This is a genomic window from Pseudomonas sp. NBB (assembly GCF_032701105.1).
Classification (GTDB): domain Bacteria; phylum Pseudomonadota; class Gammaproteobacteria; order Pseudomonadales; family Pseudomonadaceae; genus Aquipseudomonas; species Aquipseudomonas asiatica.
Window position 1 is genome coordinate 71,037 of the sequence record NZ_CP103994.1, and the last position, 15,164, is coordinate 86,200.

Sequence of the window (15,164 nt, forward strand, 5' to 3'; positions counted from 1 at the left end):
CGACACAAGGCCGCTCCTACAGGAGATCGCATTCCCTTGTAGGAGCGGCCTTGTGTCACGAAAGGGGCGCGCAGCGCCCCCAGATTCTTAACGCTGATGCGGAACCAGAACCACCTGCGCCGGCAACGCCCGCTGAATCTCGTGCTTCTGCTTCAGCTCGAACCCGCTGTCGATCTTGCGCACGCGTTTCTCCAGCAAGGTCTTCAGCCAAGGCGCATCTTCGGTACGCGGCACCTGGAACACCACGTCGCATTGATAGCTCACCACATCGGCGGCAATGTCATCCAGCTGGCGACGCATGGCGCGGCTGTCGGTAGTCTTCAAGGCCACGACGGTGCTCGGTGCAGCCGGATCGATGATGCGCGCCTTGGGCTTGGCCTCGGCCGCTTTCAACGCCGCTTCAGCCTTCTCCAGCTCGGCTTTGCGCGCCTGGGTCACGGTATCGCCACCAGTCACTGCCGGGGCCTGCGGCATCAGCGCGCGGGCACGGGCCAGGGCGGTGGCGGCAGCGTTCACATCACCCTTCTGCAGGAAGATCTGGCTGCGTTGCAGGTAGGCTTCGGCAAGCTGGCGCTGGTATTGCTCCAGGCGCGCGTCGTCCGGCGCCTGGGCCTGCAGGGCTGCCAGCTGGTCTTCGGCGGTGGCCAGCTCGTTGCTGGCGATGTTCTGTTGCAACTGCTGCCAGGCATCGGCTTGGGCAGGTGCGGTGGCCTGTTCGACCGGCGCGCTGGAACACGCAGCCAGGAACAGGGAAAACGCGGCAACAAGCAGATAACGGGAGGCGAACGGCTTCATTCCTGCGACTCTCTATTTGCGCAAAAAGCGAGCAAGTCTACACCCAGGTGCGCACGCTCGAAAACAAGTCTTACAGACCCTTTACGTGCGAAAAGGTTGCAGGGCGCGCCTTCACGCGCCCTGTTTTTCAGCGTTTTGGCAGGGCCAGGCTCAGCAAGAATAGCACCGCCGCGCATACCACGATCGATGGGCCTGCGGGGGTGTCCTTGAACCAGGACATGGCCAGGCCGCCGCATACCGCGGTCACGCCCAGCAGGCTGGCGCCCAGGGCCATCTGCTCGGGAGAGCGGGCGTGACGTTGCGCCGCAGCGGCAGGAATGATCAGCAGCGAGGTGATCAGCAGCACGCCGACGATCTTCATGGCCACGGCAATCACCACCGCGATCAGCAGCATCAGCGCCATGCGCAGCCCGGCCACCGGCAGGCCTTCGACCATGGCCAGCTCTTCGTGCACGGTGACTGCCAGCAACGGCCGCCACAGCGCAGCGAGCAGCAGCAACACCAGCGCGCTGCCGCCGAGGATCCAGGCCAGGTCGGTGGTGCTGATGGCCAGCAGGTCGCCGAACAGGTAGGCCATCAGGTCGATGCGTACATCATGCATGAAGCTCAGCACCACCAGGCCCAGCGACAATGTGCTGGGGGCGAGTATGCCGAGCAGGGTGTCGGAGGCCAGCGGCTGGCGTTGCTGCAAGGTCACCAGCAAGATCGCCAGCAACAGGCAGCCGACGGTTACCGCCAGCGCCGGGCTGACGTCCATGGCAAAGCCCAGGGCCACGCCGAGCAGGGCGGCGTGGGACAGGGTATCGCCAAAATAGGCCATGCGCCGCCATACCACGAAGGAGCCCAGTGGGCCGGCCACCAGTGCCAGGGACAAACCGGCAAGCAGGGCGTAGAGAAGAAAATCAGCCATGCTTGCAGTGCGCTCCGTGAACATGGGTGCCAGGGGTGACCACCGAGCCGTGCAGGTCGTGGCTGTGGTCGTGATGGTGGTGGTAGATGGCCAGGCTGGGTGCGGCGGTCTGGCCGAACAGCTCGACGAATGCCGGGTCGCCGCTTACCTGCTCGGGGTGGCCCGAGCAGCACACGTGGCGGTTCAGGCACACCACCTGGTCGGTGGCGCTCATCACCAGGTGCAAGTCGTGGGAAACCATCAGCACGCCGCAGCCGTGGCGGTCGCGCAGGCGGGTAATGAGGTTGTACAGCTCGGTCTGGCCGACCACGTCTACGCCCTGCACCGGCTCGTCGAGCACCAGCAGCTGGGGTTCGCGCAGCAGGGCGCGGGCCAGCAGCACGCGCTGCATCTCGCCGCCGGAAATGGTCTGGATTGGGCTGTCGATCACCTGCTCCGCACCCACTTCCTGCAACGCCGACAAGGCTGCCGCGCGGTCTACACCGGGCACCAGGCGCAAGAAGCGCAGTACCGACAGCGGCAGCGTGGCATCGACCTGGATCTTTTGCGGCATGTAGCCAATGCGCAGTTTCGGCTTGCGCCATACCTTGCCGCGGTGCGGCTTGAGCAGGCCGAGCACGGCGCGCACCAGGGTGGTCTTGCCCGCGCCGTTGGGGCCGATCAGCGTGACGATCTGGCCAGGTGAGACTGACAGGTCGATGCTGTCGAGCACCGCCTCGCCACCGAAGGTGACACCGACCTGCTCCAGGCGGATCAGTGCATCGCTCATGCCGCGCTCCGGCAATTGCTGCAAAGGCCGACCACTTCCACCGTCTGGGTCTCGACCGCGAAGCCCACGCCCTTGGCGCTGCTGATGATGGCTTCGCTGATGCTGTCCTGTTCCAGTTCGATTGCCACATGGCAGGCCCGGCAGATCAGGAACTGGCCCTGGTGCAGGTGTTCCGGGTGGCTGCAGCCGATGAATGCGTTGAGCGAGGCGATGCGGTGGACCAGGCCGTTTTCCAGCAGGAAGTCCAGCGCACGGTACACCGTGGGGGGCGCGGCTCGGCGGCCGTCCTGCTCACTGAGCACGGCGAGGATATCGTAGGCGCCCAGCGGCTTGTGGCTTTGCCACACCAGTTCCAGCACTCGACGGCGCAGCGCGGTCAGGCGCAGGCCCTGGCGGGTGCACAAGGCGTCGGCTTCAGCCAATGCGCTGTGTACGCAATGGGAATGATCGTGAGGACGGTTGGCCAGCGGCGTGATGGACATGGGCAGCGACGGTTCTGGATGGAGACGTTATTATGTTACCTGTTTCTGACGACTCGAGTATTCACCGTGTCCCGATTCCTAGTCCTTTTTGTCGCTTTCATCGCATTTTCCGCCCAGGCCGACGTGCGCGTGCTGACCAGTATCAAACCCCTGCAGCAGATTGCCGCTGCCGTGCAGGACGGTGTTGGCACCCCTGAGGTATTGCTGCCTCCGGGGGCTTCGCCACACCACTACGCGCTGCGCCCGTCCGACGTACGGCGGGTAGGCGATGCCGACCTGCTGTACTGGATCGGCCCGGACATGGAGGGCTTCCTGCCGCGGGTACTGGGCAATCGCAGCAAGCCCACTGTGGCCGTGCAGGCGCTACCGGGCATGAAGCTTCGGCATTTTGGCGAGGACAGCCATTCCCATGAGGAAGAAGACCACGATGACCATGACCACGACCACCGCCCGGGCAGCCTGGATGCTCACCTGTGGCTATCGTCAGTCAATGCGCGTGTAATTGCAGCGAAGATGGCGGATGACCTGGCGCAGATCGATCCAGCCAATACGGTGCGCTACCAGAGCAACCTCAAGGCCTTCGACGAACGCCTGGACGCATTGGATAAGCGGATCAAGGCGCGGGTGGCCGGGATTGCCGGCAAGCCGTACTTCGTGTTCCACGAAGCATTCGACTATTTCGAGGCCGAGTATGGCCTGAAGCACACCGGGGTGTTCAGCGTAGCGTCCGAGGTGCAGCCGGGTGCGCAGCACGTGGCAGCCATGCGCAAGCGTCTGCAGGAAGTGGGCAAGACCTGTGTGTTCAGCGAACCGCCGCTGCGGCCCCGGCTAGCCGAGACCTTGACCGCCGGGCTGCCGGTGCGCCTGGCCGAGCTGGATGCCTTGGGCGGTACCGACCCGGTGGATGGCAAGGGCTATGAGCGCTTGCTGGAGAAGCTGGGTGGCGACCTGGTTGGGTGCCTGGAACAGTTGTAAGCCTGTACCGGCCTCTTCGCGGGTAAACCCGCTTGTATGGTTAGACTTGAAGGGGTGGTGGGACTAAATGCCCGATTCTGACTGTTCACAGCAGTACAGACCGTGGGAGACATCGCCCCACCCCTTCCACCAAAGCGCCGATAAAGAATGCATCGTTTGCAAGCGACGATAGAAACAAGCCAGCGCCTCTTGGTGAAACCCCTTCAAGCCGAAAAACCATAACGTGAGGAGCGGCCCATGGCAATGCAGGTAGGTAAGTTGATCGTGGGTGCGGATGTCGCGAAAGCTGAGCTGGTTATCCACCACGATGATCGCGACGAGATCATCAGGCTCAAAAACTCCAAACTCGAGATCAGAAGGTGGCTCAAGCAACAACCCCTCAACACCGCTATCGCTGTTGAGGCGACCAACGTCTATCACTTGGACCTGGTTGAATTGGCCCACAGCCTAGGCTTCGAGGTCTATGTCATCGATGGTTTTCAATTGAGCAACTACCGGAAGAGTGTTGGGGGACGGGTTAAAACCGACCCCTCCGATGCTCGGTTGCTGTCCCGTTTTTTAAAAAATGAAGGCGAGGACCTTCGCCCTTGGAGCCCGCCTCCCGCTGTCTACGGCAAGCTTCAGAGCCTCTTGCGACGCAGAGCCGCCTTGGTGACTGCTCGTACTGCAATGACTCAGAGCTGGGCTAACGAAAGCCTTTTGAAAGCCGCCTTCGAAACTTTTGTGAAGTCGATAGATCGGCTGGATCAGTTGATTCAAAAGAAGATTAAAGAAGTACTGCGAGACGCTGGGCTGCAGGAACAAGTCGCTCGCTGCCAGGCAGTAGAGGGCATTGGTTTTCTCACCGCCGCAGCATTGGTGATGGCTTTTACAAGGGGCGAGTTCAAAAGCAGTGACTCGTACATTGCATTCCTAGGAATGGATTTACGAGTCAGTGATTCCGGACAGAAGAATGGGCGACGTCGCCTCACCAAGCGAGGTTGTTCAGAAATTCGTCGCTTATTGCACAACGCTGCGATGGCGGCCAGCAGATCGGCAGCCTGGAAAGGGCTTTACGAACAGCATCGGAGCAGTGGTAAAGCAACAACCCAAGCGTTGGTAATCCTGGCAAGAAAGCTCGCGCGGGTGGCATTCGCCCTGATGAAAAATCAGGACGAATACGTCACTAAAGGCGCGAAACTGGCTTGCTGAAAACCATAGAATCTCCCACAGGGATAGCGCCAGCCTCACGCCTGTGTGGGAGCGGGTTTACCCGCGAAGAAGCAGACACGCTCTAGAGGGCGAACGGCAGGTGCAAAGCCACCTGCTGGCGCTGCGCCAAACGCACTTCGAACTCGCTCGGGTCGTGGATCATCACATCCATTCCGGCAAACGATTCCGCTGCAATCAGGCGCGACAGCCAGAAGCGCACGCAGCCTACCCGCAACATCTCCGGCCACAGCTCAGCTTCGGCCGCGGTGAACGGCCGCAGCGCCGCATAGGCCGCCAGCAACGCCTGGGCGCGTGGCACATCGATCGCGCCGTGTTCATCCAGGCACCAGTCGTTCACGGTGATGGCAATGTCATACAGCATCGGCCCGGAACAAGCGTTGTAGAAGTCGATCACACCGGTCAGGTGGGTGCCTTCGAACATCACGTTGTCGCGGAACAGGTCGGCATGCAGGTTTGCCCGTGGCAGGGCCAGGATCTGTGCCTTGTGCGCACTGATTTCATCCAGAGCCGGTTGCAGCAGCGCGGCTTGCTCGGCGGTAAGGCGCGGCAGCAACTCGGCACCCGAAGCCAGCATCCAGTCCAGGCCGCGGTCGGTGCGGCGCTCGATGATGTGCTCGCGGGTAGCCAGGTGAATGTGCGCCAGCAGCTCGCCGACCTGGGCGCAGTGCTGGGCGTTCGGTGCCTTGATGTGCTTGCCCGACAGCCGTGGCTGCAGCAGCGCCGGCTTGCCGCACAGCTCGCGCAGGCCATTGCCGTCGCGGTCGCGTATTGCATAGGGCACCGGCATGTCGGCTGCGTGCAAAGTGTCCAGCAGCTCGATGAAGAACGGCATGTCCTCGCTGGGCCCGCGCTCGATCAGCGTCAGGACGAACTCCCCCTGTTCGAGGCTGACGAAGAAATTGCTGTTCTCGGTGCCGGCGGCAATGCCCTGGAAATCGAGCAGACGACCCAGCGCGTACGGCGCCAGAAAGGTTTCCAGCTCAGGCCGGGTCACGGGGGTGAAGACTGACATGATGAAAATTTGCCCATACGGGCACTTCCGCCGGGAAGTGCCGGGTTGATGTGAACGGTGCGCGTCAGATTACCACTCGAAGATCTTCCAGGACGGAATCAGCATGTCCGGCTGGTCGGAACGAATGAAATTGCCATCAGAGCCATCGGCGCGTACCAGGAAATAAGGCTTGCCGTTTTTCGGCGTGATCTTGATCGCATACAGGAACCCGTTCTGCCGGTACTCCTGGATGGTTTTGTCGCCTTCCGTGCGAATGGTCACCTCGGGATCGGCCGAGGGGGCGTCGTCCGCCGCCAGGGTGACGACAGGCATGGTGGCCAACAGACCGAGCAGTAACAGGCGATTGAGTGTACGCATGATAACCTTGTCCCTTTGTCGTCAATGATTCTGGCTATTCTAGCGCCGGACCCGTCGAAAAGGTTGATTCTGCTCATGAGCCAAGCGCCCCTCGTCCTGGTGGACGGTTCCTCCTACCTGTACCGCGCCTTCCACGCGCTGCCGCCGTTGACTACCTCCAAAGGCATGCCGACCGGCGCGGTGAAGGGGGTGCTGAACATGCTCAAGAGCCTGCGCAAGCAATACCCCGACAGCCTGTTCGCGGTGGTGTTCGACGCCAAGGGTGGCACCTTCCGCGATGCCATGTTCGCTGAATACAAGGCAAACCGCCCGAGCATGCCTGACGACCTGCGGGTACAGATCGAGCCGCTGCACGCCAGCGTCAAGGCGCTGGGCTACCCGCTGCTGTGCGTCGAGGGGGTCGAGGCCGACGACGTGATCGGCACCCTGGCGCGCAGCAGCGCCGCGTTGGACCGCCCGGTGATCATCTCGACCGGTGACAAGGATATGGCGCAGCTGGTGGACGGGCACATTACCTTGGTCAACACCATGACCGGAAGCGTGCTGGACGTGGCTGGCGTGCACGAGAAATTTGGCGTCGGGCCGGAACATATCATCGACTTCCTGGCGCTGATGGGCGACAAGGTCGACAACATCCCCGGAGTGCCGGGCGTGGGCGAAAAAACCGCGGTGGGCCTGCTGACCGGTATCGGCGGCGGTCTCAGCGACCTGTATGCCAATCTGGACAAGGTCCCGACGCTGGCCATTCGCGGTGCCAAGACCCTGCCGGCCAAGCTGGAAGAGCACCGCGACGCGGCGTTCCTATCCTATGAGCTGGCTACCATCAAGGTCGATGTGCCGCTGGATATCGAAGTAGATGCCCTGGTGTGCGGCGAACCTGATCGCGACGCGTTGCTGGCGCTGTACACCGAGATGGAATTCAAGAGCTGGATCGCCGAGGTGCAGCGTGACGCTGCCAAGGCCGGTGACGAAATCGCGCCGGTCGCGGAGCAGGTGGCCAAGGTCGAGCCCAGGTACGAAACCATTCTCGATCAGGCCCGTTTCGACTTCTGGCTGGAGAAGCTGCGCCAGGCGCCATTGTTCGCTTTCGACACCGAGACCACCGGCCTGGACGCTCAGCAGGCCCAGCTGGTCGGCCTGTCGTTCGCCGTTGAACCGCACGAAGCGGCCTATGTGCCGCTGGCTCACGACTATGAAGGCGCGCCGGCCCAGTTGGACCGCACTGCCGTGCTGCTGGCGCTGAAGCCACTGCTGGAAGACCCGGGCAAGGCCAAGGTCGGGCAGAACGCCAAGTACGATATCAACATCCTTGCCAATGGCTCGCCCGCCATCGAAATGCGCGGCGTTGCCTACGACACCATGCTCGAGTCGTACGTGCTGAACTCCACCGCCACCCGTCACGACATGGACAGCCTGGCGCAGAAGTACCTCGACCATACCACCATTGCCTTCGAGGATATCGCCGGCAAGGGCGCCAAGCAGCTGACCTTCAACCAGATCCACCTTGACAAGGCCGGCCCCTACGCTGCCGAAGACGCCGACATCACCCTGCGCCTGCACCAGGCGCTGCAGGCGCGCCTGGCGCAGACGCCGAGCGTGCAGCCGGTGCTGATGGACATCGAGATGCCGCTGGTGCCGGTGCTGGCCAAGATCGAGCGCCAGGGGGCGCTGGTCGATGCCGCGTTGCTGCAGGTGCAGAGCGGTGAGCTGGGGCTAAAGATGGCCGAGCTCGAGCAGCGCGCCTATGAGCTGGCCGGTGAGGAGTTCAACCTCGGCTCGCCCAAGCAACTGGGCGCGATCCTATACGACAAGCTGGGCATGCCGGTGCTAAGCAAGACCACCAAGGGCCAGCCATCCACGGCAGAAGCGGTGCTCGACGAACTGGCCGAGCAAGGCTACCCGCTGCCGGAGGTACTGATGCAGTACCGCAGTCTGAGCAAGCTCAAGAGCACCTACACCGACAAGCTGCCGGGGCAGATCAACCCGCGCACCGGGCGTATCCACACCTCATACCAGCAGGCGGTGGCGGCCACCGGTCGACTGTCGTCCAGCGACCCGAACCTGCAGAACATCCCGATCCGTACTGCCGAAGGCCGGCGCATCCGCCAGGCTTTCGTTGCCAGCCCGGGTTACAAGCTGCTGGCGGCGGACTACTCGCAGATCGAGTTGCGCATCATGGCCCACCTGGCCAAGGACGAAGGCTTGCTGCATGCCTTCCGCAACAACCTGGACGTGCACCGCGCCACGGCGGCGGAAGTATTCGGCGTAGCCTTGGAAGACGTCACCACCGATCAGCGCCGCAGTGCCAAGGCCATCAACTTCGGCCTGATCTACGGCATGAGCGCCTTTGGCCTGGCCAAGCAGATCGGCGTCGACCGCAAGCAGTCGCAGGATTACATCGACCGCTACTTCGCCCGCTATCCGGGCGTGTTGGCGTACATGGAGCGCACCCGCGCCCAGGCGGCGGAGCAAGGCTTTGTAGAAACCCTGTTCGGCCGCCGCCTGTACCTGCCGGATATCAATGCCAAGAACCCGGCCCTGCGCAAAGGCGCCGAGCGCACGGCGATCAACGCCCCGATGCAGGGCACTGCGGCCGACATCATCAAGCGGGCCATGGTCAATGTGGATAACTGGCTGAGCGAGAGCGGGCTGGATGCCCGGGTGATCCTGCAGGTGCACGACGAACTGGTGCTGGAAGTGCGCGAGGACCTGGTGGAGCTGGTGAAAGATGAAATTCGCCAGCACATGAGCAAGGCCGCGAAACTGGATGTGCCGCTGCTGGTCGAGGCAGGAATTGGTGCGAATTGGGACGAAGCTCACTGATCGGGTGGGGAAAGCTGTGTAGGATCCGTGTTGTAGCGATGCGGATCCGGCACTGCTCAGTGCCAGCGGTGCTGAAGTTTCATGAAACTATCGCAAATAGTTTTCAGGGCTCTGGAACTAAACCGGTGAAACGGAACTCAGAGTAACTGAATGGCTGGTGAAGCCTTTCGATGCTCCTATGTTGTGTTAAGTGTTGGCAGATATCTGGACCCCGCCCTAGCGGTCCGGACTTGGACCCCGAACTTCCCCCTCCCCATACGAAGTCCGGGGTTTTTTTTGCCCGGAATTTGACTTAGGGCTAATAGAGAGCCCTGTGGGAGCGGGTTTACCCGCGAATGCGATGTCGGATGCACCGCCGCATTCGCGGGTAAACCCGCTCCCACAGGTTACGAGCAAACATTCAAATGACTGGCTTGTCTTCCAGCTCCATCCAGTCCGCCAGCACCCGGTATGCCTCTTCCAAGCCCAGGCGCTTGGGCGCCGAGAACAGCTGGATGGTCACGCCATCGCCCCAACCCTTGCGGATTTCCGACTGCACCTTGAGCAGGGTGTTCTTGCCCGCGCCGTGGGTCAGCTTGTCGGCCTTGGTCAGCAGGATGTGCATCGGCATGCTGCTGGCCTTGGCCCAGTCGAGCATCATCTTGTCGAAGTCGGTCATCGGGTGGCGCACGTCCATCATCAGGATCACGCCACGCAGGCACTCCCGGCTGCCCAGGTAGGCTTCCAGGTGTTTCTGCCAGTGCTGCTTGAGCGGAATCGGGACTTTTGCATAACCGTAGCCTGGCAGGTCGACCAAACGCCGTTCATCGTCCAGACTGAAGAAATTCAACAGCTGGGTGCGCCCGGGGGTTTTCGAGGTGCGTGCCAGGCTGGCATGGGTCAGGGTGTTGAGGGCGCTGGATTTGCCGGCGTTGGAGCGGCCGGCGAAAGCCACCTCGTAACCCTGGTCGTCCGGGCATTGTTCGACCTTGGCAGCGCTGAGGGCGAATTTGGCTTTCTGGCAGAGGCCGAGGATGGGGTTCTTGACTTGCATGGGATATCCGATGTGGGTGTTGCCTGACTCTATAGGCCCGAGCCTGGCAAGCGGTGTCGTTTCCGTTTGGATGGCGGAAGTATATAATGCCCCAGTTTTTGTGTGCTCATTCTCCCGGCGAAGGAGAACGGGCATGGGGTGTCGAACAATAGCTCGCGCAACAGAACGCAGCGCGGCCCCCAACCCTGAAGGTCGTTCCGCATGGCGAAATGGCTGCTTGCTGTCGGTATGTTCCTGCCGTTTTTCAGCGCACAGGCTACACAGGATCCCGAGGTGTTGTACAACCGCACGTGTGCGGCCTGTCACACCGGGCAGTTGCCACAGGCACCCAGGCAGGGTGACCGGGCAGCATGGGAGCCAAGGCTGGCGCAAGGCATGGATGTACTGGTGAAGCACGTGACCCAGGGTTTCAAGGCTATGCCGCCGCGTGGATTGTGCATGGACTGCAGTGCCGAGGACTACCGTTTGGTCATCCTTTGGATGAGTGGCAGTCCCGATACATAACATTTCACCCTTAGCCGTGTTGGATTAGCTGATGAACAAACTAGTCGTGAGTCTGCTGTTGACCCTGGGTGTCGCAGGTGCGGCCACTGCTGCGCAACCCGTCAAAGGCGATGCCGCCGCCGGCCAGGCCAAGACGGCCGTCTGTGGCGCCTGCCACAACCCCGACGGCAACAGCCTGGCACCGAACTTCCCGAAACTGGCCGGCCAAGGCCAGCGCTACCTTGAAAAACAATTGCACGATATCAAGTCGGGCAAGCGTACCGTGCTGGAGATGACCGGCATGCTGGCCGCGTTCAGCGACCAGGACCTGGCCGATATCGCCGCCTACTTCTCCAGCCAGAAAGGCAGCGTGGGCGCGGCCGATCCCAAGCTGGTCGAGCGTGGCCGGGCGCTGTTCAACGGTGGAGATCTGGAAAAAGGCATGCCTGCCTGCACCGGCTGCCACTCGCCTAACGGCGCGGGTATCGCCTTGGCCGGCTTCCCGCACCTGGGCGGGCAGCACGCGCAGTACGTGACCAAGCAGCTCACCGACTTCCGCGAAGGCAACCGCACCAACGATGGCGATGCCATGACCATGCGCACAATCGCCGGCAAGTTGAGCAATCACGACATCGAGGCGCTGGCCAGCTACATCCAGGGGCTGCATTAACTTTCAGTTAATGTTGTAGGCCAATGATGAAAGGGCGGCCGGACCGCCCTTTTTTCCGTCCGCAGCCGTTACACTACAGAACTTGGCCCGTTCCCGGCCTGTCTCAGTGCAGGTCGCGTCGTGGCGACCAATGATTGCCCAGGAGTAAAGCATGCGTAAACTGATTCTCAGCGCCGCGCTGGTCGCTGCCAGCGTATTCGGTATGACTGCCATCCAGGCTGCCGAGCCTGTCGCCGGCAAGGAATACATCGAGCTGAGCAACCCTGTTCCGGTTTCCGTACCTGGCAAGATCGAAGTGGTCGAGCTGTTCTGGTACGGCTGCCCCCACTGCTACCACTTCGAGCCGACCATCAACCCTTGGGTCGATAAACTGCCGAAGGACGTCAACTTCAAGCGTGTACCGGCCATGTTCGGTGGCCCCTGGGACGCCCACGGTCAGATGTTCCTGACCCTCGAAGCCATGGGCGTCGAGCAGAAGGTGCACGCCGCAGTGTTCGATGCCATCCAGAACCAGCGCAAGCGCCTGACCGACCCGCAGGACATGGCCGACTTCCTCGCCACCCAGGGCGTGGACAAGGACAAGTTCCTCGCCACCTTCAATTCGTTCGCCATCAAGGGCCAGGTCAACCAGGCCAAGGAACTGGCGAAGAAGTACGAGATCACCGGCGTACCGAGCATGGTGGTCAACGGCAAATACCGCTTCGACCTGGGTACCGCCGGCGGGCCGGAAGGCGTTCTAAACGTTGCCGACCAGCTGATCGCCAAGGAGCGCGCCGCTAAGTAAGCGGCGTAACCCATGCGCCGCTTCAGAACCGCGCGTGGCATTGGCCTGCACCAGCCGCAGGTCAACGAGCATCACTTGCATGCCCCTGGCCTGCCCGAGGATGGTCGTCTGCGGCTGCTCAGTTTCAACATCCAGGTGGGCATCAGCACCGAGCGCTACCGGCATTACGTGACTCGCAGCTGGCAGCACCTGCTGCCGCACAACGGGCGTGCCGGCAACCTGCAGAAGATTGGCCAACTGCTGGGCGACTTCGACCTGGTGGCCTTGCAGGAGGCCGATGGCGGCAGCCTGCGCTCGGGCTATGTCAACCAGGTCGAGCACCTTGCCCACCTGGGCGCCTTCCCCTACTGGTACCAGCAACTCAACCGCAACCTTGGGCGTTTTGCCCAGCACAGCAATGGCGTGCTCAGCCGCTTGAAGCCACAACTGCTCGAGGATCACCCATTGCCCGGCCCGGCTGGGCGGGGTGCGATTCTGGTGCGCTTTGGTGAGGGCGAAGATGCGCTGATCGTGGTGATGATGCACCTGGCCCTCGGCGCCAAGACCCGCGCCCTGCAACTGGGTTACATCCGCGAGCTGATTGGCGGCTACCGCCATCAGGTGCTGATGGGCGACATGAATACCCATGCCACCGACCTGCTGGAGCACTCGCCGTTGCGCGACCTGGGCCTGATTGCCCCGCAAGTCGAGGCCACCTTCCCCAGCTGGCGTCCACAGCGTTGCCTGGACCACATCCTGCTCAGCCCAAGCCTCACGCTGGAGCGTGTCGAGGTGCTGGCGCAGCCAATTTCCGACCACCTTCCCGTTGCTGTCGAGATTCGATTGCCTGATGCATTGACTGTGGATACGCTGCCGGTCCTGAGCTAATTGCCATCACCGTTTGCGGACCCGGGCATGACTGAAGACGCTGAGCGCTGGAAAGAAAAATACCTGAAAAGCATCGAGCAGCAGGAAAAGCTCGAGCGCCGTTGGGACGCCCGTCTCGACCTGCTGCGTCGTGGTTTGGTACGCAGCACCCTGGCTGCTGAAGGCAGCGACAAGGTGGTAGACCAGTGCATGAAGGAAATGCGCGAGGTCATCCGCAGCGACAACATGGACGCCGGCCTTGCCGGGTTGATTCCTCGTCTTGAGAAGGCGGTACTGGACTCCGAACAGCGTCGGGAAGCCCGCATGAACCAGGTCAGCGATGCGCTGACAGCGCTGGTCGACCAGCTGCAAGGCCTGCCATTGCCGAACGATGTGTCGCGTCCGTTGAAAAAGCTGGCGAAGAAGCTCGATGGCGGAGTGGCCCACTCACGCGACCTGCCACCGTTGCTGGGCGAGTTGAGCGGCTTGCAGGGCCGCGCGCTGTCAGCCTTGGGCAAATCGGCGGCGGAGGCCCGCCCCGGCTTCTTGCAGCGCTTGTTCGGCGGCCGCGAGGATGGCGTACAAGGCGAGCCAGCGCTTGTGCCTCTGGCGCTGCCGGTTGTCGAGGCGCAGCCTTTGGCGGCACCTGCCGGTGTCGATGCCCCGCAGCCCGACGACATGGACGCGCTACAGCCGTTGCCAGCCTCCTCAGCTTCTGTTGTCGAAGCCCTCGTAATATCGGAGCCCGAGCTGGAGGCACCAGGCCCGGCGCTTATCGAAACGGCCGAACTGTCACCAGCCCCGCTGCCGCAGCCGCTCCCGGACGATGTACCGGCACCGGTAGCTATCGCCAGCGAGCCGCCGGTTGAAACAGGACCGGCGCAAACACTCGAAGAAACCTTTGGCGAAGATGGTCCCTACGCCCTGCCCTACGCGGTGGAGCCGCCCTACAGCCAGGTTGCCGAGCACATCGAGCACACTCTGATCGGCTTGCTCGATGACCTCAGCCTGCCGGAGCGACACAAGGCCCAGGCGCTAGAGATGCGTGAACGCGTCGCCCGGGGCTTGAACTGGTATGAGCTGATACCGGTGCTGGATGACCTGGCTGTGCTCATGCTGGCGATCACCGACAGCGGCCAGCACGAATTCGAAACCTACCTGCAGCAGCTCAACGAACGCCTGGAAGGTTTCCAGAGCCACCTGCACGAGGCTAGCGCCGGCCATGCCGACAACAGCTCGGCCGCTCGCGAGCTGGATAGCCAGCTGCGTGAGCACGTCGATGGGTTGCAGAGCAGTGTGCAAGGTGCCGCCGACGTCGACAGCCTCAAGCATATTCTGGAAAACCGCCTGGAAGGTCTGTTGGTGACCATGGATGAGCACAAGCATGAGCGTGATCGCCGCGAACAGGAGCTGGCTGGACGCCTGCAAGGGCTGTCGGAGCGGGTGGCGAACATGGAGCAAGAGGCGCTCGGCTACCGTGAGCACTTGGAAGAGCAGCGCCAGAAGGCCTTGCTTGATCCCCTAACCGGCCTGCCCAACCGTGCAGCCTGGAGCGAGCGGGTCGAGCGCGAAATGCTCGAATGGCAGGCACACGGCGGCCATCTGGCGATGGCGATCCTCGACCTGGACCATTTCAAGCGTATCAACGACAGCTATGGGCACCTGGCTGGGGACAAGGTCTTGAAGATCGTCGCCGACCAGTTGCGCAAGCGCCTGCGCGGCCATGACTTCATCGCCCGGTTTGGCGGCGAGGAGTTTGTCCTGCTGCTGCCGCAGACCTCGCCGGCTGCCGCTGCCCAGATAGCCGAGGTGCTGAGGGCCACGGTCGAGGCGTGCCCGTTCCACTTCAAGGGCGAACGGGTGGTGATCACCACGTCCATCGGCCTGGGTGCATTCCGTCCCGGCGAGCGCGGCGATCAGGTGCTCAAGCGCGCCGATGCGGCGCTTTACCGGGCCAAGGAATCGGGACGCAACCGTATCGAGCTGGCATAGCCGGTAGCTGCTGACTCGCGG

The 15,164-nt window shown here is 62.4% G+C and carries 14 protein-coding genes and 1 pseudogene; 8 read left to right on the plus strand and 7 right to left on the minus strand.

Features of this window, described 5'->3' with window-relative positions:
• Positions 1-87 precede the first annotated feature (87 nt).
• From NY023_RS00355 to zur, 4 genes are all read right to left on the minus strand, one after another.
• Positions 88-795 carry a PA5502 family lipoprotein gene (locus tag NY023_RS00355; RefSeq protein ID WP_013970309.1) on the minus strand — a complete coding sequence of 236 codons (708 nt, stop codon included), beginning with the start codon at positions 793-795 and terminating at the stop codon, positions 88-90.
• A gap of 127 nt (positions 796-922) precedes the next feature.
• Positions 923-1,705 carry a zinc ABC transporter permease subunit ZnuB gene (gene znuB, locus NY023_RS00360; RefSeq protein ID WP_013970310.1) on the minus strand — a complete coding sequence of 261 codons (783 nt, stop codon included), beginning with the start codon at positions 1,703-1,705 and terminating at the stop codon, positions 923-925.
• Complete coding sequence (gene znuC, locus NY023_RS00365; protein WP_013970311.1) at positions 1,698-2,474, minus strand: zinc ABC transporter ATP-binding protein ZnuC; 777 nt, start codon at positions 2,472-2,474, stop codon at positions 1,698-1,700. Before znuC ends, znuB begins: the two co-directional genes overlap by 8 nt.
• A complete protein-coding gene (zur, locus tag NY023_RS00370) occupies positions 2,471-2,956 on the minus strand; it encodes a zinc uptake transcriptional repressor Zur (protein ID WP_013970312.1) in 486 nt (161 codons plus the stop codon). The genes znuC and zur overlap by 4 nt, the downstream gene beginning before the upstream one ends.
• Before the next feature lie 18 nt (positions 2,957-2,974).
• On the opposite strand from zur, the gene NY023_RS00375 reads away from it, so the two are divergent.
• Together NY023_RS00375 and NY023_RS00380 are read left to right on the plus strand one after the other, a co-directional pair.
• Positions 2,975-3,931: a zinc ABC transporter substrate-binding protein gene (locus NY023_RS00375; protein WP_044039948.1), complete on the plus strand. Its 957-nt coding sequence runs from the start codon at positions 2,975-2,977 to the stop codon at positions 3,929-3,931.
• Between the two features lie 237 nt (positions 3,932-4,168).
• Positions 4,169-5,122, plus strand: a complete 954-nt coding sequence (locus NY023_RS00380) for an IS110 family transposase (protein ID WP_013970314.1) — start codon at positions 4,169-4,171, stop codon at positions 5,120-5,122.
• A gap of 82 nt (positions 5,123-5,204) precedes the next feature.
• On the opposite strand, the gene NY023_RS00385 is transcribed toward NY023_RS00380, so the two are convergent.
• Together NY023_RS00385 and NY023_RS00390 are read right to left on the minus strand one after the other, a co-directional pair.
• Positions 5,205-6,155: a homoserine kinase gene (locus tag NY023_RS00385; RefSeq protein ID WP_024087954.1), complete on the minus strand. Its 951-nt coding sequence runs from the start codon at positions 6,153-6,155 to the stop codon at positions 5,205-5,207.
• A 69-nt stretch (positions 6,156-6,224) separates the two neighbouring features.
• Positions 6,225-6,512, minus strand: coding sequence for a DUF2782 domain-containing protein (locus tag NY023_RS00390; protein WP_013970316.1), 288 nt, complete (start codon positions 6,510-6,512; stop codon positions 6,225-6,227).
• 75 nt (positions 6,513-6,587) lie between these two features.
• Here NY023_RS00390 and polA point away from each other — a divergent pair, with 75 nt between their 5' ends.
• Entirely contained in the window at positions 6,588-9,335 is a 2,748-nt protein-coding gene (gene polA, locus NY023_RS00395; protein WP_024087955.1) for a DNA polymerase I, read from the plus strand.
• 400 nt (positions 9,336-9,735) lie between these two features.
• Here the strand turns inward: polA and yihA are convergent, their stop codons facing one another.
• A complete protein-coding gene (yihA, locus tag NY023_RS00400) occupies positions 9,736-10,368 on the minus strand; it encodes a ribosome biogenesis GTP-binding protein YihA/YsxC (protein WP_013970318.1) in 633 nt (210 codons plus the stop codon).
• Between the two features lie 201 nt (positions 10,369-10,569).
• On the opposite strand from yihA, the gene NY023_RS00405 reads away from it, so the two are divergent.
• From NY023_RS00405 to NY023_RS00425, 5 genes and pseudogenes are all read left to right on the plus strand, one after another.
• Positions 10,570-10,872, plus strand: a complete 303-nt coding sequence (locus NY023_RS00405) for a c-type cytochrome (RefSeq protein WP_015268479.1) — start codon at positions 10,570-10,572, stop codon at positions 10,870-10,872.
• 31 nt (positions 10,873-10,903) lie between these two features.
• A complete protein-coding gene (locus NY023_RS00410; RefSeq protein ID WP_003256951.1) occupies positions 10,904-11,521 on the plus strand; it encodes a c-type cytochrome in 618 nt (205 codons plus the stop codon).
• A 151-nt stretch (positions 11,522-11,672) separates the two neighbouring features.
• A complete protein-coding gene (gene dsbA / locus NY023_RS00415) occupies positions 11,673-12,305 on the plus strand; it encodes a thiol:disulfide interchange protein DsbA (RefSeq protein ID WP_013970320.1) in 633 nt (210 codons plus the stop codon).
• Positions 12,306-12,339: 34 nt separating this feature from the next.
• Positions 12,340-13,172, plus strand: a pseudogene (locus tag NY023_RS00420) (endonuclease/exonuclease/phosphatase family protein).
• A gap of 27 nt (positions 13,173-13,199) precedes the next feature.
• Entirely contained in the window at positions 13,200-15,143 is a 1,944-nt protein-coding gene (locus tag NY023_RS00425; RefSeq protein WP_013970321.1) for a GGDEF domain-containing protein, read from the plus strand.
• Positions 15,144-15,164: the final 21 nt, after the last annotated feature.